General features: G+C 50.1%; 23 protein-coding genes. 3 read left to right on the top strand and 20 right to left on the bottom strand.

Annotated elements, in window-relative coordinates:
- Positions 1-28 precede the first annotated feature (28 nt).
- The 3 genes from ACXHJ1_RS12380 to ACXHJ1_RS12370 form a co-directional block, all read right to left on the bottom strand.
- A complete protein-coding gene (locus ACXHJ1_RS12380) occupies positions 29-958 on the bottom strand; it encodes an NAD-dependent epimerase/dehydratase family protein (protein WP_017427333.1) in 930 nt (309 codons plus the stop codon).
- Between the two features lie 130 nt (positions 959-1088).
- Positions 1089-1715: a DUF1796 family putative cysteine peptidase gene (locus tag ACXHJ1_RS12375; protein WP_019688487.1), complete on the bottom strand. Its 627-nt coding sequence runs from the start codon at positions 1713-1715 to the stop codon at positions 1089-1091.
- Entirely contained in the window at positions 1708-2352 is a 645-nt protein-coding gene (locus ACXHJ1_RS12370; protein WP_457906132.1) for a DUF1796 family putative cysteine peptidase, read from the bottom strand. Before ACXHJ1_RS12370 ends, ACXHJ1_RS12375 begins: the two co-directional genes overlap by 8 nt.
- Positions 2353-2594: 242 nt before the next feature.
- Between ACXHJ1_RS12370 and ACXHJ1_RS12365 the strand changes: the two genes are divergently transcribed.
- On the top strand, positions 2595-2942 hold the full coding sequence (locus ACXHJ1_RS12365) for a hypothetical protein (RefSeq protein ID WP_016820087.1): 348 nt from the start codon (positions 2595-2597) through the stop codon (positions 2940-2942).
- Between the two features lie 25 nt (positions 2943-2967).
- Complete coding sequence (locus ACXHJ1_RS12360; protein ID WP_457906131.1) at positions 2968-3393, top strand: hypothetical protein; 426 nt, start codon at positions 2968-2970, stop codon at positions 3391-3393.
- Between the two features lie 65 nt (positions 3394-3458).
- Here the strand turns inward: ACXHJ1_RS12360 and ACXHJ1_RS12355 are convergent, their stop codons facing one another.
- The 4 genes from ACXHJ1_RS12355 to ACXHJ1_RS12340 are packed head-to-tail and all read right to left on the bottom strand — an operon-like array spanning position 3459 to position 7463.
- Positions 3459-3632: a hypothetical protein gene (locus ACXHJ1_RS12355; RefSeq protein WP_016820085.1), complete on the bottom strand. Its 174-nt coding sequence runs from the start codon at positions 3630-3632 to the stop codon at positions 3459-3461.
- A gap of 22 nt (positions 3633-3654) precedes the next feature.
- The gene (locus tag ACXHJ1_RS12350; protein ID WP_117289178.1) at positions 3655-4875 is read right to left on the bottom strand and encodes a glycosyltransferase family 4 protein; all 1221 of its coding nucleotides are present in this window, start codon (positions 4873-4875) and stop codon (positions 3655-3657) included.
- A 33-nt stretch (positions 4876-4908) separates the two neighbouring features.
- Complete coding sequence (locus tag ACXHJ1_RS12345) at positions 4909-6135, bottom strand: sialidase family protein (RefSeq protein WP_457906130.1); 1227 nt, start codon at positions 6133-6135, stop codon at positions 4909-4911.
- Positions 6135-7463, bottom strand: coding sequence for an exo-alpha-sialidase (locus ACXHJ1_RS12340; protein ID WP_457906129.1), 1329 nt, complete (start codon positions 7461-7463; stop codon positions 6135-6137). The genes ACXHJ1_RS12345 and ACXHJ1_RS12340 overlap by 1 nt, the downstream gene beginning before the upstream one ends.
- Before the next feature lie 84 nt (positions 7464-7547).
- On the opposite strand from ACXHJ1_RS12340, the gene ACXHJ1_RS12335 reads away from it, so the two are divergent.
- Positions 7548-7925, top strand: coding sequence for a hypothetical protein (locus ACXHJ1_RS12335; RefSeq protein ID WP_016820081.1), 378 nt, complete (start codon positions 7548-7550; stop codon positions 7923-7925).
- On the opposite strand, the gene ACXHJ1_RS12330 is transcribed toward ACXHJ1_RS12335, so the two are convergent.
- The 13 genes from ACXHJ1_RS12330 to ACXHJ1_RS12270 all read right to left on the bottom strand — a co-directional run bounded on the left by ACXHJ1_RS12330 (position 7922) and on the right by ACXHJ1_RS12270 (position 19322).
- Complete coding sequence (locus ACXHJ1_RS12330) at positions 7922-9121, bottom strand: glycosyltransferase family 2 protein (RefSeq protein WP_457906128.1); 1200 nt, start codon at positions 9119-9121, stop codon at positions 7922-7924. The two genes, ACXHJ1_RS12335 and ACXHJ1_RS12330, sit on opposite strands and share 4 nt — an antisense overlap.
- Before the next feature lie 27 nt (positions 9122-9148).
- A complete protein-coding gene (locus ACXHJ1_RS12325; protein ID WP_017427324.1) occupies positions 9149-9865 on the bottom strand; it encodes a glycosyltransferase in 717 nt (238 codons plus the stop codon).
- Positions 9862-10860: an NAD-dependent epimerase/dehydratase family protein gene (locus ACXHJ1_RS12320; RefSeq protein ID WP_457906127.1), complete on the bottom strand. Its 999-nt coding sequence runs from the start codon at positions 10858-10860 to the stop codon at positions 9862-9864. The genes ACXHJ1_RS12325 and ACXHJ1_RS12320 overlap by 4 nt, the downstream gene beginning before the upstream one ends.
- Positions 10821-11675 carry a dTDP-4-dehydrorhamnose reductase family protein gene (locus ACXHJ1_RS12315; RefSeq protein WP_457906126.1) on the bottom strand — a complete coding sequence of 285 codons (855 nt, stop codon included), beginning with the start codon at positions 11673-11675 and terminating at the stop codon, positions 10821-10823. The genes ACXHJ1_RS12320 and ACXHJ1_RS12315 overlap by 40 nt, the downstream gene beginning before the upstream one ends.
- Complete coding sequence (locus ACXHJ1_RS12310; protein ID WP_016820076.1) at positions 11672-12658, bottom strand: polysaccharide biosynthesis protein; 987 nt, start codon at positions 12656-12658, stop codon at positions 11672-11674. The genes ACXHJ1_RS12315 and ACXHJ1_RS12310 overlap by 4 nt, the downstream gene beginning before the upstream one ends.
- Complete coding sequence (gene wecB, locus ACXHJ1_RS12305; RefSeq protein WP_107734680.1) at positions 12651-13742, bottom strand: non-hydrolyzing UDP-N-acetylglucosamine 2-epimerase; 1092 nt, start codon at positions 13740-13742, stop codon at positions 12651-12653. The genes ACXHJ1_RS12310 and wecB overlap by 8 nt, the downstream gene beginning before the upstream one ends.
- 121 nt (positions 13743-13863) lie before the next feature.
- On the bottom strand, positions 13864-15513 hold the full coding sequence (locus tag ACXHJ1_RS12300) for a glycosyltransferase (RefSeq protein ID WP_457906125.1): 1650 nt from the start codon (positions 15511-15513) through the stop codon (positions 13864-13866).
- A gap of 61 nt (positions 15514-15574) precedes the next feature.
- Positions 15575-16708 carry a CgeB family protein gene (locus tag ACXHJ1_RS12295; protein WP_016820073.1) on the bottom strand — a complete coding sequence of 378 codons (1134 nt, stop codon included), beginning with the start codon at positions 16706-16708 and terminating at the stop codon, positions 15575-15577.
- Between the two features lie 33 nt (positions 16709-16741).
- Positions 16742-17833 (bottom strand): CgeB family protein, encoded by a 1092-nt coding sequence (locus ACXHJ1_RS12290; RefSeq protein WP_019688496.1) that lies wholly within the window; start codon positions 17831-17833, stop codon positions 16742-16744.
- A 182-nt stretch (positions 17834-18015) separates the two neighbouring features.
- Entirely contained in the window at positions 18016-18375 is a 360-nt protein-coding gene (locus ACXHJ1_RS12285; RefSeq protein ID WP_049789276.1) for a FliH/SctL family protein, read from the bottom strand.
- On the bottom strand, positions 18323-18673 hold the full coding sequence (locus ACXHJ1_RS12280; protein WP_107734684.1) for a hypothetical protein: 351 nt from the start codon (positions 18671-18673) through the stop codon (positions 18323-18325). Before ACXHJ1_RS12280 ends, ACXHJ1_RS12285 begins: the two co-directional genes overlap by 53 nt.
- Positions 18673-19005 carry a hypothetical protein gene (locus ACXHJ1_RS12275; RefSeq protein WP_044787308.1) on the bottom strand — a complete coding sequence of 111 codons (333 nt, stop codon included), beginning with the start codon at positions 19003-19005 and terminating at the stop codon, positions 18673-18675. Before ACXHJ1_RS12275 ends, ACXHJ1_RS12280 begins: the two co-directional genes overlap by 1 nt.
- Positions 19006-19034: 29 nt before the next feature.
- Positions 19035-19322, bottom strand: coding sequence for a nucleoside-diphosphate sugar epimerase (locus ACXHJ1_RS12270; protein ID WP_107734686.1), 288 nt, complete (start codon positions 19320-19322; stop codon positions 19035-19037).
- Positions 19323-19328 lie beyond the last annotated feature (6 nt).

The following is a 19328-nucleotide window of genomic DNA, read 5'->3' as shown; positions in this document are numbered from 1 at the left end:
TCTTGGTTGATTCGCGCGCTCGTTAGCCCTATACGCCTTCTTTGCCTGTGCCCATACTGCTCACGTACGTTTCCTTTAGACCGGCAGAGATACCGTATAGCGGTTCCCAACGAAGCCAATGTCTGGCGACTGCGTTACTCAGACAGCTGTGGTGAATATCTCCCGCCCGCGCCGGTGAATACACAGGGCGCACAGACGAACCGTGCAGCTTTAGTAAATCATAGGCCAGCCGATTGATGGACGTCGTTCGTCCCGTACTTACATGCACCGTGCGTTGGTCCGCTGCATGCATAGCCGCCATATTGGCTCGAACTATATCCTTGACGTACACAAAGTCACGGGTTTGCGTTCCGTCGCCGTGAATGAGCAAGGGGCTGCCTTTTTTCAGCCGCTCTATAAAAATAGCGACGACACCGCCCTCTCCCTTCGCTGCCTGACCGGGACCATACACATTTCCGTAACGCAAAATCGTGTAGTTCAAACCGTACAACCGATAAAAAAGCCGAATATACGATTCTGCGGTCAGCTTGGACAGTCCGTAGCCTGAAATAGGCTCCACGGGATCGTCTTCCTGAATACATTGCTTTTGCAGCTCTCCATATACGCCGGATGTGGAGGCAAATATGATTTTCGACACACCCGCATCACGACAGGCCTGCAACAAATGAATCGTCCCCAGCACATTCACATCCGCATCCTCATCGGGGTGATGGATGGATTGCTGCACATCAGCCTGTGCAGCCAAGTGAAACACAATATCCGGGCTTTCCCGAATCAGCAGCGTCCTGGCTTCAGGGCTGCGAATATCTGCAATATGCATGACCGCGCGCGGGTCTACATTTGCAGCATTCCCGGTCGTCAGATTATCCAGCACAAGCACTCTGACGCCCGAGTCAGCAAGCGCACGTACCAGCTGGGAACCAATAAATCCGGCTCCTCCGGTGACCAAAGCCTTCACTAGCGCACCCTCCTTTTAAACCGAAGCATCTATCTTCCCTTCGCATCATGTTATGCGATGCTCTACAGCTTGGCGCAGGCGCAAGCACAGGTGGAAGACAATCTATACGTGTTCCTATAGTCTCCGCACCTCAGACATGAAGTCTGACGTTGTCCAGCATATAACGCCACATTTCATCCTGACCGTTCCATATATCCTCGGGTGGCAGGGCTACTGAAACCAATCGCTCCAGTCCCCAATTCAGCTCCGTCACACCTTCAGTCCCTGTATAATCCACGTATAACAAGCGAAAATCATAGGTAACCCTCTGTGACAACACATCATGCAGTTCTACCGCCTGCTCCCGGCTGCCACCGACACGAACCAGCAGCAGACGGGAAGCCAATGCGAATTTCTCCAGTAAACGTGCGATGCGGCGATCAAGTGTCGTTTTGAATGTAGGATAAGACGCCAGCTGCTCTGATGTATTCTGGCTAACCGGAAAATGGTGTGCTGCTGTAACCTCATAGGACGCATCCTCAACCAGGAAGTTATGACCTCCGTAATCATGCCCTGTGACACGCAGGCTTTCAACATCCATAAAACGGGCAAATCGCTCATTCAGTAAACGACTGATCTGTGACAAATTGCCAGAAATCATCCAATCCAGCGGACCTGCATACGGACGCAGTCCGTTTTTATCCAGCTGAATCGATGGTAAGCAATGCCCTCCCAGGCTAAACACTGCGTCATATTCCCCTTGCAACCGTTCAAGCACGACGACCTCCCCTTTTCGACAAGGACATTCCCTCAAAAAGGGTGCGCCAGTGTGGATCACTCTTGTAATTCCATACATCGGCAAAAGGCATTTCCACTGCGCATACCTGAGGAAGCTGCCAATCCACCTCCGTCAACTCCGTTACACCGGAACAATTCACCACTAACAACCGAAATTCATTCGCTACGATCCCCGACAAGATCCGCCCCAGTTCCTCTACTTCTTCATAGGTGCCCAGCATACGGACGAACAAGCTGCGCTTGGCCATCTGTGTTTTTGCAAAAAAACGTTCGATACGACGGTCTATCTTTTCCCTGAACTCGGGATAGGTCACCAGATCTGCGGACGTGTTGCGTTCCTGCGGAAAATCGTGTACCGAGATCACATTATAAGCAATATCTCTGACCATATAATTCAGTTGGCTCGTACCAACGACACTTAAATTGGGCAAATCCATAAAACCTGCAAACCGATTCTCAAGCAAGCGATTCACATCAGAGAGCGTGTCAGACATCATCCAGTCCAGCACCCCGGCAAACGGCCGCAAACGGTTCTTTTCCAATTGAATGGCAGGTGTACAGTTTTGTCCCAGACTGAAGACCGCGTCATATTCCCCTGCCAGCTGTGCGAGTCTCATAGCCGTGCCTCCTTTGTTAAAGCGACCCTTCCCCCCGATCTACTCTTTGCTTTTTCTGTAGTCGAAAAGGGGCTTCAGGCCGCAGATTGTTCCACTCTACATTACATGCACAGCATGGCAAAAAGGGTTGGACACTGGCGCGCTTTTTGTCAAAGAGGCGTACAACTATCCAGTCCACTCGCGGTCATTTTTCATATCATATAAGGCTGGTAACCTAACGGAATTCAAGGAGGCATCATGATATGTCTGTGTTTCTTTTAACTGTCGATCATCATCTCGCTTACCACAGCGCCCATATACAAAGCTGCCATGTAACCTTTTTCAATCGTGAAAAGAGATCCGTCGATGTACTGCTGGAAATGGGGAATGACAGTGGTGTTTTTAGGCGGCAACTTCTTCGACTGGGCCCTTCTCCCGAAGCTGGCTCTGTACTGGAAATCAAAGATATGGAGGCAGCCCAAAATCCATTTTATCTGCGAGTGGTCACAAATATTTACAATCCAGAAACGCTGTTTATCTTGGCGGAATTTGTGGAGAACGGGAACGTAGTCGCTAAGCGGACAGCCAGTCATTTTACCGTGACACCTTAATGAACAGGCAGAGGAGGAAAATTGTATGTTGTTGAAATATACAGTTCAAAACAAAGCTGAAGCAGGCACATATGCACTGCCTTTTCAGGTTACCGAACAGGAGATCGTGCTCTCTACATTGATCATTCCTGCAGGTGAAGCTGAGGGCCACATTCTTATCGAAGTCTCTTTGGCATGGGAGAATCCGCTGCTCAACTGGGATATTGGGGAGCTGGATATTCGATTGCGCCGCAACGATGAGCAGGGACCCGTGCTGGATTGGCTGCAGGACTCCTGTTATCAGGAGGGATTTGCCGAGTTAAGCTATGAGGAAACAGCACAACAGGCAGAGCCTCATGTATACTGTTTAACCGTACAATCAGCTGACCGCCGCGCTGTTGTTACGGGACCGCTTATGATCCGAGGCTCGGTTTATGTAGACCAAATGGATGACAACCCGGATGAACAATGAGCTGAAATAAACTAAAGGCAGGTGGGAATGTAAGCCCGACCTGCCTTTTTATATGGTCTGTATGCTCATGGCGCGGATTGTTTCAGCCGTTCCAAAATGTCAGCATCCGGCAGCTTATAATCCTCTGGCAGCGAGGTGTTAATTCGGTTCCAGATTGCGTAATCGACCATCTGATCTGGGTGTGACTGCTGGATTTCAAAAATACGGTTGTACAAGTCTCCAACGATAGGAAAAGTCATGCTCTCCCTCCTAACTATCGAATCAACGCACTTGATTAAGCGCTTGCCCATAAATATTGACGAGCCGTTCAATCATAACATCCAGCGACCAGTGCGCGGTTCCCCATGCCTTGGCACGATTCCCCATAGCTATCCGTACTTCATCCTGAGCGAGTAAATGCTGCAAATGAGCTGCAAGTGCCTCCACATCGCCAACCGGGGAAACCAGTCCAGTGTGTTCATGCTTCACCATTTCCGGCAGTCCACCCGCATCCGATACCACTGCCGGAAGCCCCATAATCTGTGCCTCCATGACCGAAAACGGCTGATTATCCTGTATGCTCGGATGTACAAAAAGGTCCGCCAGTTGTAAAAGGGCAGGTACATCTTCACGATGTCCGAGAAATACCACGTCTTCTTCCAGCCCCAGCTCCTTCGCCTGTGCCTGAAGCTCTTCCCTCTTATCTCCCTCCCCAACAATCCAGCAAACCCAATCCGTACGGCTTGCTTTCAACAGGCTAAGAGCGCTCATTAAATAATGTAGCCCTTTGATATAGACCAGCCGAGAAGGACAAATGATAACTTTTTTCCCCTCAGGTCGTGTCATGTCTGTTCCCCTGGCATGGACTTCCCAGAAGTGTTCGGTGTCTAAGCCATATTGGAAAGTGGCAATCTGCTGCTCAGGCACTTCGAACTCACGCACAAGCGTCTGCTTCATCCATTCTGTAGACGTAATCGTAATATCAGCGGAAATAGCGCCATAGTGCTCCAGCGCCCAATAATATTTCCACATCAGCGTCTCGCGGTAACCCTCTTCATGATCCCGCTCCAGAGCCATCATGACTTCACGAGCCAGCGAGCCATGAATATTTGCTACCAACGCACTGTCTTTGCGTTTGACCCGACTTAGAGCACGAGTGGCTATGACATCTTGCGTATGAATCACATCATACTGCTCAACCCCGAAATAGGCTGCCGCCAGTTCCATACAGTATCGATCCTTTTCCACCGTCTGCACCCATGAATCCAAATGTAATACAGGGGCAGCCGATTCATTCAGCTTCGTATGCAGCAAGGGCAGCAATTGATCCTTCAGCAATTCCTTATCTTCATAGACAATATGGTATTTAGGGGTATCCGGTCCGTTCCCCATCAAGTCTACCGTGTGACCCAGTAGCTCAAGTCTTCGTTTAATTTGCAGCATAAAGGGCCACACACCACCCAAATGAGGAATCGGCCAGTACGTAGCCAACAAAATTTTCAAAACAGCCCCACCTCCTCTGTCTCGTACGTTAAGCTACATTCCGTTGCTTCCGTAAATTTGCTGGAAACCCGATAATGCGTCTGTCCAGACCGCAAAAAAACCGTTATTCGGCACGATCGTTACATCAATAAAATTGCCAATCGTGACCACTGGAACGGGACTAATCCCGTTAGGATTAAAGGAACTGTCTGTTATTCTGAGGTTCGTAAATGTATTCCCTCCGTCCGATGATTCTGCAACAAATACATCTAATAAAGAGGCTGTGATTTGATTGGTGTAGTACACAATCTTAATCACACCGGTCACGGGCGAAACATCAATGGCCGGGAAAAAATGCTGTGCTCCTGCACTGGCTCCTGTCACCGATTGCGGCGCAGTCCAGCTTAATCCACCATCCACGGACCGGGCAAGCAGCACATCCGCATACCCTGCCCGATTATCCTGCCAAACCGCATAAAGCGTCCCCTGATTCGGGCTGGTGGAACGATCTATGGCAATGTTGGCCGTCGGCAATACATTAAAGCCAAAACCGACCACAGGCAGCGGACTTGGAACTAGGACGACAGAGGACACTGGCAGCGAGGAACTGAACGAAGTCCCCCCATTGAAGGACACAATGACCTGATATTGGTTAACCGGATTCGTCACAATGTACCCGACATAAATCACCCCTGTAATGCTCACGGTGATTTCTCCGCGCGTGATCTGATTGGAACCAGGAGTGAGCACCACAGGTGTATCCCATGTAATTCCTCCATCCTGCGAGCGTTGAAAAAACATGACTGAGCCGCCGAAAAAGTCGGGGTTATACTGATGCGTATAACATAAATAGATGTTACCGGTATAGGAGCTGACCTGTGAAGTATCGAATTTCACGCTGACTTCCACATTATTGACAAACGTCCCATACCCTCGTTGGGCAATCACGGGTGGATCAAATGTATTCCCATTGTCTCTGGACACATAGGTAGCGATGGTACCGCTCAAGCCGTCTGCGGTAAATACGTGACAGGCTATGACGAACAAATTGGGAAAACCATAGCTGACGCTATGGGATTCAGCCCCTACATAACCGACTGGCAGCGGTAAAATCTGCTGTGTGAAGGAGGCACCACCGTTATCTGAACGGTATACTGCTGTCAACGGCGGTCCGGTCGTAAAATCAATGGCAGCAGCTACTATGGTACCGTCGAGCAGATTGAAAGCCACACTCGGCTCCTGTGCCAGCCTTCCACTGGGCGTAAGCTGTACGTTCGGCATCAGGTTTCACCTCCCGGTACGCCAGCGAAAATCGTTAAACTGCCTGTGCGCGTATCCGTCCAGACGGATATATAGCTGTTCGGTGGTACAATGGCGATATCAATGTAGTCGCCGATCAGTTCTGATTCGCCCCCACCTACATTCGGGTTAAAGGAAGTCGTTGTGAGACGACTGTTCGTAAAGGTATTGCCCCCATCTGATGATTGAGCGGCGAACACATCCAGATTAAAGCCGTCCAGGCGATTCGTATAGTACACGACAACGACCAGTCCCGTCTTAGGCGACACTGAAATCGCAGGAAAAAAATTTTGTGAGCCGGGCGGGCTGTCCGTCACAATGACTGGGGCGCTCCAGGTACCGCCAAAATCACTGGATTTGGACAACAAAACATTGCTGTAGCCCTGACCAAAATCCTGCCACACGGCATATAGCGTATTTGTTGTAGAAGGTACCCCCGAGCAATCTGCTGCCAAGCAGGGAGAATTCAATACACGAAAATCATATCCGGGGACGGGCAACGGACTAGGTACCAGCGTTATGTTGGACACAAGAATATCACCGCTAAAGGTGGCACCTCCATCAAAAGACCGCCGGATAAAGAAAGCCGGGGTTTGCGGCCCCGTACGAATCCAGCTGACATATACACTGCCATATTTGTCGACCGCAGGCTCAGGCCGCTCTGTGGAGGACTGGATATTGGAAAGCATTAACGGTCGATCCCAGGTCAATCCTCCGTCAGTGGAGCGCTGGTAGAAGGCCGCTGACCGAGCATTAACCTCTACGTTGTATTGGCGGTTATACGTAACGTAGACATGCCCTAGATACGGACTTGCCCCTGCGTTATCTGTCGTAATATTGGTCCAGTCATTATTAATGTAATCTCCATAGCCTGGGTTAATGACCACCGGAGGATCAAAACTGGCCCCATTGTCCGTAGAACGATAGATCACGACAGCCCCGTTCTCATTTCCCGGAAACACGTGTGCGGATACGATAAAAATATTGGGGAACAGATAGGCCACCATTCCTGCCTCTGCTCCTGTATATCCCGGTGGGAGTGGCAGTAACGTATCGGTCCAGTTCGCCCCGGCGTCCAGTGAGCGATACAGTCCAATTAAAGGGGGCCCGCTGCTAAAGTCAACAGCTACAGCCACAACGATATTCGGATTCAGCAAATTAACAGCAACACTAGGCTCAAACTTGGGCAGGCCGCTGGGTGTTATCTGAAAATTCAAAGGCATCGCGAGCATTCCCTTCATTATATATAGATATGCCTGAAGTGCTTCTATCAAAATGTACTTTTTTCGGTATAGCCTACAGACAACCATACAAGCTTTCCTCTCCATAGATTCATAGTATAGAAGCATCCCTACGAAGGGATTCCATCATACTGTTTTGAGAGGATGATTCTATTGGCTTTTACAACCGGATATATGACAAACACAAGGGATTTTGGTACTGCCTGCTCCAATGTTGTTGTAAATTTGGTCAATGAGGACACAGTGAACGCGGCAACCGTGACCATCCAAATTTTTTTCTCACTCGTACCGGATACCAAGACACCACTATACGTAACATCGGTTAATTTGCCTGCAAACTCGATTGCACGCCGGACCTTCTTTATACAAGGGGTTCTTGCCTATGAGGTGCAATACAACGTAGTCTCCGTCGCTCCAGCCAATGTTGTGCTTTCCAACTTTGGACTGGATCAGTTTGGTAATGTTGTACAGGAGCATCGTGTTCTCCAGTCCGAGCTGACCACAATCCCGGCACTGTCCCCTGTTATTTAAAAGCCACCCTGTTCCAGTGCCTGATGCAATCTGTGGGTATAATACACGTAATTCCATTCCGGCGGCACGGACTGAACTCCTCGGCCGCTGCCGATGGTTGAGTGGTCATCTGTATAGTAGGAAAAGGCATGTGTATCCTGCAAAGGGCGCAATAAATCCGTAAGATACAACAAATCTGTCACGGCAATATAAGGTTTGACACCGAAGCATACAACAAAGCGTGTTGTCGTTTCACCAATCGCCTGAATCAGTGCTTCCTTGACGGAATAATACGGTCTCGGCGTTACGATTAGCCGAGGGTCAAGCATCATTTCCAGAAAGGAAGAAGCTCCCTGTTCCGGCGTAATATCCAGCAACCGCACGATGCAATTACTGTAATGCTGCTCCAGCAGATTATCGAGCAACGGCTCAGCTTGAGCCATATCTGTAATAGGCATTAAAATGGTCATCTCAAGTGGGATACCCCGGCGGGCCCTGGCCTCATGTTTGGCGATTTGAAATGCATGCCGCCAGCGTCGGTGTTCTTTTTGGCTGCGCAAGCTGGCCGATACACTAAAAGCAGAATCCACCCGATAATCCATCAGGATCTCCGGAATGAATTTCATGCTGCATGTCTCGGTCAGCCGCAGCCAGTAATCATAATCCTCTACAGGTTGCAGCCGATAGCCGTCGATCAGACGGGCATATTGGCTTTTGTACATAAATGACACCCCGACAATGCTGGCGTTCAACAATTCGTGATGCGGCTGACTTTGGTACCGAATCAGCGCTTGTTGATGCTGCTGGTCGTATAACGGATTACCCGCAGCGTCAATCTGACGGAAGGTGGAGAACACAAGTCCAAGCGAATCGGGCCCCTGCTCTAGCTCGCACCGCAATCGTTCGATAAAGGATGAATGATACACATTGTCGCTGGAAACCCAGGTCACATACTTGATCGCTGGATCTTTAAACAACTCATCGAATCCCCGGTTCAGGGCATGGGATACTCCTTGGTTCTGAGGGAGTGTAACAAACTGAACGCGCGGGTCTCCCATTGCTGCGTGAAGCGCCGGCTCTATCATTTCCGGCGCCCCGTCAATCACAATGATGAAGCGAAATGCCCTGTAGCTCTGGGCTAGTACGGATGAGATCGCAGCTTGCAGATAACCAATATCCTGTTTGTACAGCGGCATAACAATCCCCGTATCTACCATATCAATCCCCCCTGACAAACTTTCGCTTCATGAGGATAAACCGCCCAACATCTGACTGAAGCGATCTCGATAACGTGCTTGGGTGATGTTGTACTCCTGTTCCACAGCAGGCCAATATTTTTTGGTTCCCATTTCATCATGCCAGCGGTAGTTAACCAAGGACTCGTTCAGAAAAGGAAATGGATATCCTGCCAGCATTACTCGGTACCACATATCCAGATCATGGGTGTACGGCAGCAGTTCATCGAACAAACCGATATGTGCAAACAGCTCCTTTTTGAACATCACCGTACATCCATTGACCGGATTCCCCTGCTGGAAAAAACGGTAAAACTCCGTCAGGGACGGAAATACAGCAGCTGCTTGATAGGCTGTGACTTGGCTGTGTTGATTGATGAAATTGAAATTAGTATGAGAGATGTATGCACCCTGTTCGATCATAAAAGAAACTTGGTTATTAATTTTGTCCCTATGGTAGGTATCGTCGGAGCTGAGCCACGCAATATATTCACCGCTGGCATGCCGGATACCATGATTCAAAGCGCTGGCTGTTCCACCGTTAGATTTGCCCAAATAATGTATATAGGGAAGATAGGGCTGAAGCATATTAACATGTGTGGTGGACCCGTCATCGACGACAATAATCTCAAGCGGCCCATAGGTTTGCTCTAAAGCGCTTTGTAAAGCCTGATCCACATATGCACAGTTATAAAAGGGAATGACGATCGTTACTTTTGGTCTCATATCGTTCCTTCCTTTCCAGCTCGGCGGTATTGAATCATATCCTCCAGCGATTGCCCCAGCTGTATGGTCGGCTTCCAGCCCATCTCCTCCAGCTCCTGCGCCCGATATGCCTCCGTTGCCGCTGGCTCGGCTATATCTCCCCATTGTATGGGAATAGATATTTTCGCCAGCGCAACCATACGTTCCACGATATCTCCCAGTTCCACAATGCGGCCTGTGCAGACCGAGTAAATTCGGCCTGGCACTCCCTTTTCCAATAGCACGCCATAGGCGCGAACTGCATCACGAACGTCGAGAAAATCACGCTGCGCATGTCGGGAAGACACGCGAAACGGAGCTGCCTCCGTTACGGATTGCTCTTTCATGCGTTCTGTCCGAACGATATACCCCGCGAGTAATGCACAAAAGCCGGTGGATGGACCCGGGCCAATCAGGTTGCAAGGCTCTGCCAACATGACAGATTGCTCGAACAGCGCGCCCCACGAGAGCGCGACTGCCTCTTGAATGCTTTTGCTAAGGCTGTATGGATGCGTTGGATGGTATGGTGCCTGTAAAGCCGTCTTTAGCCGAGAACCCGCAACAACAATTCTGGCTTGGGGGAAAGGTCGCAGTACATCGAGCAGATACAGGGTGGACAGTACATTGGATTCCATATATAGCAATGGACTCTGCCAAGATTCAGGTACGGAATTTTTGCCACCCAGGTGAAGCACATAATCCGGAGCAATGTGTCGAATCACTTCGCCCAGACGTTTCTTGTCAAGCAAGTCGCACACATAAGGTGTAATACAGCCACGTGTGCCCGCTTCCAGGCTGAAATCCCCATCATTTTCAGTCTGTGAGGTCAATTTTGTAGCAGAAGCGGCAGTGCGAGTCAGCGCTGCCACCTCCCAGCCAAGTTTTGCAAAATAGCGGCAGGCATGCATCCCGGTATAGCCCGCCGCTCCGGTAATGGCTATGACTGGCCGACGTTGTTCCGCTGTGCTTCTGTCCATTCCAGCAGCTCCTTCAGCATGATGCTGTAGTGAGGAACATCGTAGAGCAGATCGGCCCGGGTAGAACGAAGCGTCCGGTCCTGCACCGGCTCATCCTTCGGCACGATCCGAATATCCTCTCTCTTCCAGATGTCTTTGAACAGAAGCAGCAAATCATGCTTGCTGATCGGTTCAGGGTGAACCAGATGAATGAGTCCGTCCAGCGGCTCATTCATCATCACTTGTATCGCTTTTGCTAATTCCAGCGTTGTGACTCCATTCCAAAAGACCCGGCGGTATCCGTCAACGTCTCCGCTCTGTTGCAAGAACCAGTGCAGCAAGCCAATCCCGCCTGACCGAATCTCCGGTCCGATAATAGAGGTACGGATGGTCAGATGCCGTGGCGCCTTTACTTCTCCGAGTATTTTCGTCAAAGCATAGGCACTTGTCCCATCAGGTTGATCTGTCTCCTCATATAAGCCAGGAACCCGCTTTCCTTCGAATACGCAATCCGTGCTGATATGAATCAATCGGGCACCGATACTGTCCGCCGTCTGCCGGAGAAGATGCGGCAGCAATCCATTGATTTGGTATGCTGCAATCTGATCTTTCCCGGCATACTGATTGAGTACGCCAACCGCGTTAATAATTACGTCTGGCTGTACACTCCGTACCAGCTGCTCCACCATAAAGCTGTCCTTTACATCCAGCAGGAGACCGCCCTTATTTGCGGAATCACGGGTGGTATAGAACACGTTATACCCGCTCTGGTTTTGAAAATACTTAACCAGAACATGGCCTGCCATGCCGTTCCCGCCCAAAATAAGCAGCTTCATTTGATGAACCCCCCGCTTTGGAGAATGCTTCGAATCTCCTCTTTTGACATCAAATTGAATTCCGAACTAAAGCTGCTGAACGATACCGGAGGGCACTGATTATAACGGTCCTTTAATTGAGGAATATTCAGTGTCGGGAGAATGACCAAATATTGCTCGTCATATACTACCGTTGTCAGGCTTTCAAAGTCGCTCATCAAAATCTCGTGTATTTTCTCACCGGGACGGACGCCCTTTTCTATGATTTCTACATTTTCCACGCCTGAATCCTCAATGAGCACCTCAGCCAAATCCACAATACGGCAGGTTGGCATGGTCATGATAAAAATTTCGCCGCCCACGCTTTCTACGGAAGCTTTGAACAGTAGACTGATGGCATCACGCAAGGTCAGGAAGAAGCGGGTCATGTTCATATCTGTGATGAAAACCTTACCCTTTTGGCGAATCTGGCTTTGGAACAAATGCACCACGCTTCCGTTTGTACCCAAAACATTACCGCCGCGTACCGTCACAAAACGTGTATCACTATTCAGCAGATTGGCGTAAACAATCAGTTTTTCTCCAATCGCCTTCGTCATACCATAAAAATTGGAAGGATTGGCCGCCTTGTCAGTCGATATATATATGACCTTTTTTACCTGATTGGCAACAGCGGCCTCGATCACATTTTGGGTGCCTACGACATTCGTTTTGAGCGCCTCATAGGGCTGATCCTCACAGACAGGTACGTGCTTGAGAGCCGCCAAGTGGAATACATAGTCTACTCCTTGGCAAGCGGTAGTCAGCGCATCCTTATCCCGAATATCCCCAATACAGAAGCTGAGCCGTTCATCCTCAAACTGCCTGTTCATTGCAACCTGACTCGATTCTCCGCGTGAAAAGATAATGACCTCTTTGGGGTTACGCGGCAATAACTGGGCAACCAGCTCATGCCCCCAGGAGCCGGTACCGCCGGTAACCAAGATACGTTTGTTTTCAAACATGCCGTTTCCCTCCAAGCAGAAATTTTACTACCTTATCCGACACATCTTCCGCCAGATAGCCTGCGGGACATTGCCACTTATGAGATATCCCGGTCATTAAGGCTACCGCATTGGCTATAACCTCGCCATCAAGACCGGACACGATATTGCTGCCGCAATCTACCGTTTCCGGCCTTTCGGTCGTGCGACGCATCGTGACCGTCGGCACCCCCATGACACAGCATTCTTCCTGTACGGTACCGCTGTCCGTCAAAGCGCAGCGGGCATGTCGCTCCAGCAGAACGAAGTCAAAAAAACCGAACGGCTCGTGGAATTCTACCAGCGGATCAAGCTGGATCGGCGGGTGGCTTGCGATCCGGGCGGCCGTGCGGGGATGAATACTGCAAATGACACGCTGCCCGAACTGCCGGGCTACTCGGTTAAGACCATCCAAAATAGCCAGCAAATGCGGCGGATGGTCGACATTTTCAGCTCTGTGGGCAGTGACCAGGAAATATTCTCCGGGCGACAGTCCTAACTTTTTCAGAATTTCGCTGCCGGATACCTCTTTTTCATAGTGTTGCATTACTTCATAGATCGGATTTCCAGTCAGTATAATTCGTTGGCTTGGAAAGCCTTCGCGTAGTAGATGCTGCTTGCTTTGCTCTGTATAAGGCATATTAATGGTAGAAATCGCATCAATGACGCGCCGATTCTTCTCCTCTGGCACATCCAGATCATAGCAGCGGTTCCCTGCCTCCATATGCACAACGGGGTAACCCATACGTTCCGCAAGCAGGGCACATAAGGCGCTGTTCGTATCACCTAGCAAAAGTACATGATCCGGGCGTTCCTTGTTTAAAATGTCCTCCATCTGCGAGTACATGGCAGACAGTTGTTTGCCCAGCGTTCCCGCTTTCTCCTGAAGCACATAATCCGGGGCGCGCAAACCCAGCTCGCGGAAGAATTGTCCGCTCAGGCTTTCCGTATAATTTTGGCCCGTATGCACAAGCACATGTTCATCTGCATAATGATCCAGCTTCGGAATAATCAGGCTGAGCCGTATAATCTCCGGTCTTGTGCCGAGCACGGTCAATATTTTCATGGTTTTGGAACCCACCTTTGCTGTCGTTGTTTCATAGAACTGTGGAGTTCAATGAATAATAGCCATCCAGCAGACTGGCTGTGCTCCGGCTTAACGTTCATCTCAACGGTCCGGTGTATATTCACCCGGACCGTTGTTTGGAATGCTGTCTGGCCTTGAGTATGACTCGCTTCTGCTTGTGCGCTTTGGATCGCCGTGACAGAAGTTTGAGTTTCCGCTTGAGCTTCTGTTTGGACTTGGATCTTCGATATAACGGGGACCCGTGAATTTTCTTGAGACGGCTTCTGCCAGCGCTTCTCTTGTACTTTCGATTCCGCAGTCTGGTATGCTTGCGTCCCTTTGGCCATCTTGCCCGAATACTACGCTTGCGGCGAGGCAACTCAGATGGTGCCTCAGGCAAAGGGGGAGCTGGTTGTGGCAAGCCCTGAATAGCTGCATATTCAATTGGCGGCAGGCCCAGCACCGGCAGTTGATTAACCACCGATTCGGGAAATTCTCGAACAGTGTGGGCATAAGCCTCAGGTATAGCAGTGACCTGACGCAGTCCTTCGCTTTCCCTCGTCCATACCGGTCCACCCGGCTGCTGAATCAATGGGAACCAATGCGGATGATGACATACCCATTGACTGACCATGACGTGCAGACTGCTTCGGTAGGAATCGGGTCCGTACACACGCGTAGCCGCACTGTTGTTACGCACACCAATTCGTTCCATTTCCTCGGGATGATCGAGCAGGTAGCCTACTTTTTGCGCCAGAATGTCGCTGTTTCCCGGCTCTACCAAAAAATCTGTATTTCCAGTCGCCTCCATCAATTCCACAAGCCCGCCCTGAGCAAAGGCTACTACAGGCTTGCCGTAAACCAGACCCTCCAGGGCCGTCATACCAAAGCCCTCCTCCACCATGCTAGGAATCACAACAATATCCATTGCGCTATAGGCTGTGGAGACGGACTCCTCGAATGAACTGAACTGGAAGCGGCGGCTATAACGGGACTGGCGAATCAAAGAGACACATTTTACGTAATACTCGGAGTCCACTGAGCTGCCGATGATCCAGAAACGACACTGCGAATTGGTTTCACACAGCTTTAGAGCCATTTGGACAAAAGGCAACAGCCCTTTGGCTTCGTAGATAAAAGATGAAATATAACCAATGCAGATATGAAAATCCCGCAGTCCCAGCTTTTCACGTTTCCTCTTCCGTTCCAGCACATGCTCTTTGGGAGACGGCATTTCCATATCCCGACATGGAGACAACACCGTATGCTGACGTGTCAATCCCCCGCCATACAAAGGACGCATAACCGCTTGCGAAATGCCGATGACCCATTGGCTATAGCGCTCAATAATGGAGACAGAAACTGGCGTATGCGCATTTTGATTAATGACCTCAGTTATTTTCCAGATCACCGGAATATTAAGCTCTTGGGCAGCCATAGCTGGCATGACGTTCACACAGGTATTGACCAGCACCACATCAGGCCGAGCTTGCCCAAGCATCTGGAGCAACGGCGCGTACGCCACATGATTCCGCAAATTCTCCGCATCCTGCGCCAATCCCTCGTACGGGGTATACATGCCATGCAGCATGAATAGATTCTGAATCTGGACAGTGATCCCACGCTTGCGGGCCATTGAGGTTAGCCGCCCTTCACCAGGCGTTACCAGAATGCAATCGAAATACGTACGAACATCTAGGCAAAATTGCAGCAGCAGCTTTTCCGCCCCTGTAATACTGCGAACGTTGCTGACATGGCTGAATAGCATCATTTTCGGCTTGATCGGAGTTCACCTCCTTTAAAAATAGCAACCATCGGACGTGTGAATGGCCTTAAGGGAATATGACCGATAGCAGTTGGTCAATCCGGTGACCATACGTGTGCTCCCGCAGGGTTCGTTCCAGCGCACGCAGAGCAATCTCACGGCGCTCCTTTTCATGCGTTAAATAAAACTCAACCTTCTCCAGCAGTTCCTGCTGAGAACTGTAAGTTTCAATCTCTTCGCCTGGCTTGTAAAAACGAGCCAGATCGTCTCTTGTATCCGTCAGTTGCAACGTGCCACTGGCGGAAATTTCAAACGTGCGAGGATTTGGCGAAACCCCCGGAATTTTCAGTGAGTTGTTGTTCACTGAATCATCCTGGTGGGAACGATGAAGATTAATTACGATTTTGCTGCCGTTATACGTATCATTTGTCTCAGCCGGAGACATCCAGCGTCCCAGCTCAATTTTGTCACCATACGACTGATAATCCGGGAGACGATCCCACCAGATTCCGTTGATTTTAATGTTACGAGCCATGAGCTGCGGCATAATCGGATTGAAGAAATAGATGCGATTCCAATAGGCTGAGCCTGTAAATCCAATCTCACGCCGGACTGAAGCAGGCGAGCTGAGTGGGAAATAGTGAGTCAAAAATGCCCCAAAGGGCAAATAGTGCACAGACGTGCAACCCAACTGACGATACAGTTCTATACAGTTCATTTCTAAGGTGAACACATAATCATAATTCGTCACAATTTTGGTCGTCGTATCGGTGTAATAGGGATCGTCCGTCAGCCAGATGGCAGTGGGAATGCCCAACTGGCGTACTGCAGCCACCTGTTCTAACGGTAGATCCATCCCATCCAGTGCCAGCATCAGATTCGGACGAAGCTGAGCGGCAATATCTCCTACCGGCTGGCGCGGGTCTGTTACGGTAACCTGAGCCGTCATGCTCTGCAACGTGGTAATGACCGCCTCATCCAGCGGAGAATACGGAAGGCCTTTGCCCGAGACGACATACAGTACATGGATCTGTCGAGAAGGGAACGTTGCTTTGGTTCGCGACATAATCGCGTTAGCACGTCCGCGCAGGTATCCCTCGTCGTATCCGTCATGGATTCCCGCAGCTCTCCCCTTCTCCCAGGAGGCCGCCGCCGTCTGGTGAACAGCTGGGTCATACGGTCCTGTCGTAGATATCGTCATCACTTTCACTCCTCACTGTTTATGGTGTTTACTTTAGGCCATCGCCTTGTCCAGCAATTCTTCCATACGATTCGAGTACCTATGCTTTTGCATGGTTGTGTGCAGTGCGCGCCAGGCTATGCGTTCGCGTTCCCAGTCATGCTTGAGATAGTAGTCCAGCTTCACTTTCAATTCCTCTGCTCCCGAGAAGGTCTCAATGTCATAGCCTGGTTGGTAATAACGGCTCAGATCCTTTCGCACATCCGTCATTTGAAGCGTTCCGCAAGCAGAAATTTCGTATGTCCGAGGATTGATGGACTCCGCTGACAACTGGTGTGTATTCCGATTATCCAGTCCGGGGTCTGTCGGGCGGTGCATATTGATAACAATTTTGGAGCCGTTATAGTATTGAGCGGTCTCTTCCGGTTCCATAAAACCCGGACGGATAAAGCGTTCCAGCACATCCCGCCGGGTTAGCCGATCCCAGTGCCCACCTACGATCAGCACTCTTTTATCCGCCAAGAAGGGAGCAAGGTAGTCAAACAGCTTCACACGGTTCCAGAAGGCATTCCCAATGAAGCAAATATCATGCTGATGCTCACGCTCTACCCGACGTGGATAAAAGATACGGGCTGACACAGCAAGCGGCATATAGTGGACCCTCGTTACTCCTTGATCCCGATAAAACGGCAGACAAGAAATTTCATGCGTAAAAACGACATCGTAGGATTGACAGATCAACGCCGTATCCTCCGTAAAGTAGGGATCATCTACAAACCATATGGCCGTCCGAATGCCCATGGCTCGTATTTGTTGTACCTGTTCCAGATGATCCGCTGGAAAAACATGCAGCCCGTTCATGACCAATAAGAGGTCTGGACGGTGAGCCTCAGCGTCAGCCAGCATCGTGGCAGGAGTACCGATGGCGCACGAGCTGCATATTTGGCTCAATGCTTCTTGCACACCTGTGTCTATAGCTGCGAAACCTTGCGGAATATACAACACTTTCAACTGGCGAACAGCAGGTTGTATTGCCACGACCTGTGACAGAGCAGCCGTGCAACCGCCCATTCTGCGCCCTTCCCGATAGCCGCATCGGTGTGCTTCGCGTTCATTTCCGCTTCGTTGATCATTCACATCCTTCACCCTGTCCTGTTGTAGGATAAACTTCTGTCACTCCTAAACTATATGCACAGGGGTCAAACGCATCATGGACGACTGCCACTGCCCGGACAAAATTGGCGTTTGCCCGTCCAACTACCGAAACGCAAATAACCCCGAAGCTGCTAGGCTTCGGGGGGTTAACCGTAATAGATGATTTTCATAGTTTACTGTGCCTTGTAAGCGACCTGGTGGCCATCTTCATAACCTTTGGCAAAGCCTGAATTGAAACCCTCATTGTAAGCAGCATCATATCCCTGCTGGAATGCCTGCGGGTCATGCTCCAATACAACAGGAGCGGGCTGTGGGTTCTCCGCAGAAGGAGCTGCGGCTGGATTAGCTTGAGGTTTTTTCCGCCGCCGCAGAAGAGAACGTCTTCTACGCACTGAATGAAGCCCCCTTTTACGGCGTCTAAGAGCAAGCAGACGTCTTCTTCTCCGTTTTAATCTGCGAATGCTAGAACGCCGGGCATCTTTACGTCTTTTGCGGGCTTTGTCTCGAGTTGTGCGTTCCCACCTTGTACTCATTTTCATTCCTCCTTTGCTTTCTCGTCTGGGTTTCATTTTTTTGAACAGGCACATGGAGCCACGGCTTCGTCGGTTTCCCATATACCTGTCTTCTTAAAGGAATACCCGCCAACATTTTCGTGATTTCTCCCTGATAGTTGCTGAGTATACGGATGGTCTCTTCCAGACGGGGAGCCGACATATCCACATGGGGCGTCAAGTCCGCAAGACTGGTCAGCATCCGGGCAACGGCGTGCTGGCTGGCAGCAATAGACTCCATCATATCCAGCTTAATCTCACGTTCACGCCTCATGCTCATTAGTTCATATCCCCCGAGCCCATGCCTCCCATCATCCCTTCCATTCCGCCGCCCTGCTGCTCATCCTGGTCCAGCAATGCTTTGAGGTTGCTGCATAGTCCAGTCTGAAGCCGGGTTAATCCCTCCAGCATTTCCACCATCTGCTCGTGAACTTCCAAAGGCCGTCCCAACTGCTCTTCATCGGTGTCAAATGCGTGAGGCGCCAGATGATTCAGCGTCCAATTACGCATTTTTTCTGCTTCGACTGCCTTGGCCTCCAAAATCATAGACACATTCCGCTGCATCTTAGAGGCTGCGTCCAGCATGTGAATCATTGCTTTTTCCCTACTCATGTGTTCACTCCCTACCCTCGATTGTTACACTACTCCTCTTCCGAGTATGCCGTCTCCTTCACGACACGAACGAGCATTTCAGCCATTGCTTCCTGAAGGTCGGCAATACCGTTCAAATAGGCAACAATGCTTTTGTTTACTTGTCCCGAGCTATCCATAATGCCCGGAATTCCATCAAAACGCGGCTCCTCATCCGGCAGTTCATGTATGATCTGTGCCATGCGCACGACCACCTGCCGTTCCGCATCCAACAGCCTAGACATCTGCTGCTGCGAGTGCGAAATATGAATCAGCAAATCATCTAACTCGTTATGCATAAGCCC

It is taken from the genome of Paenibacillus sp. ALE2 (assembly GCF_054113385.1).
Note: the sequence above shows the minus strand (reverse complement) of the source record. Positions and strands in the feature narration are given on the sequence as shown.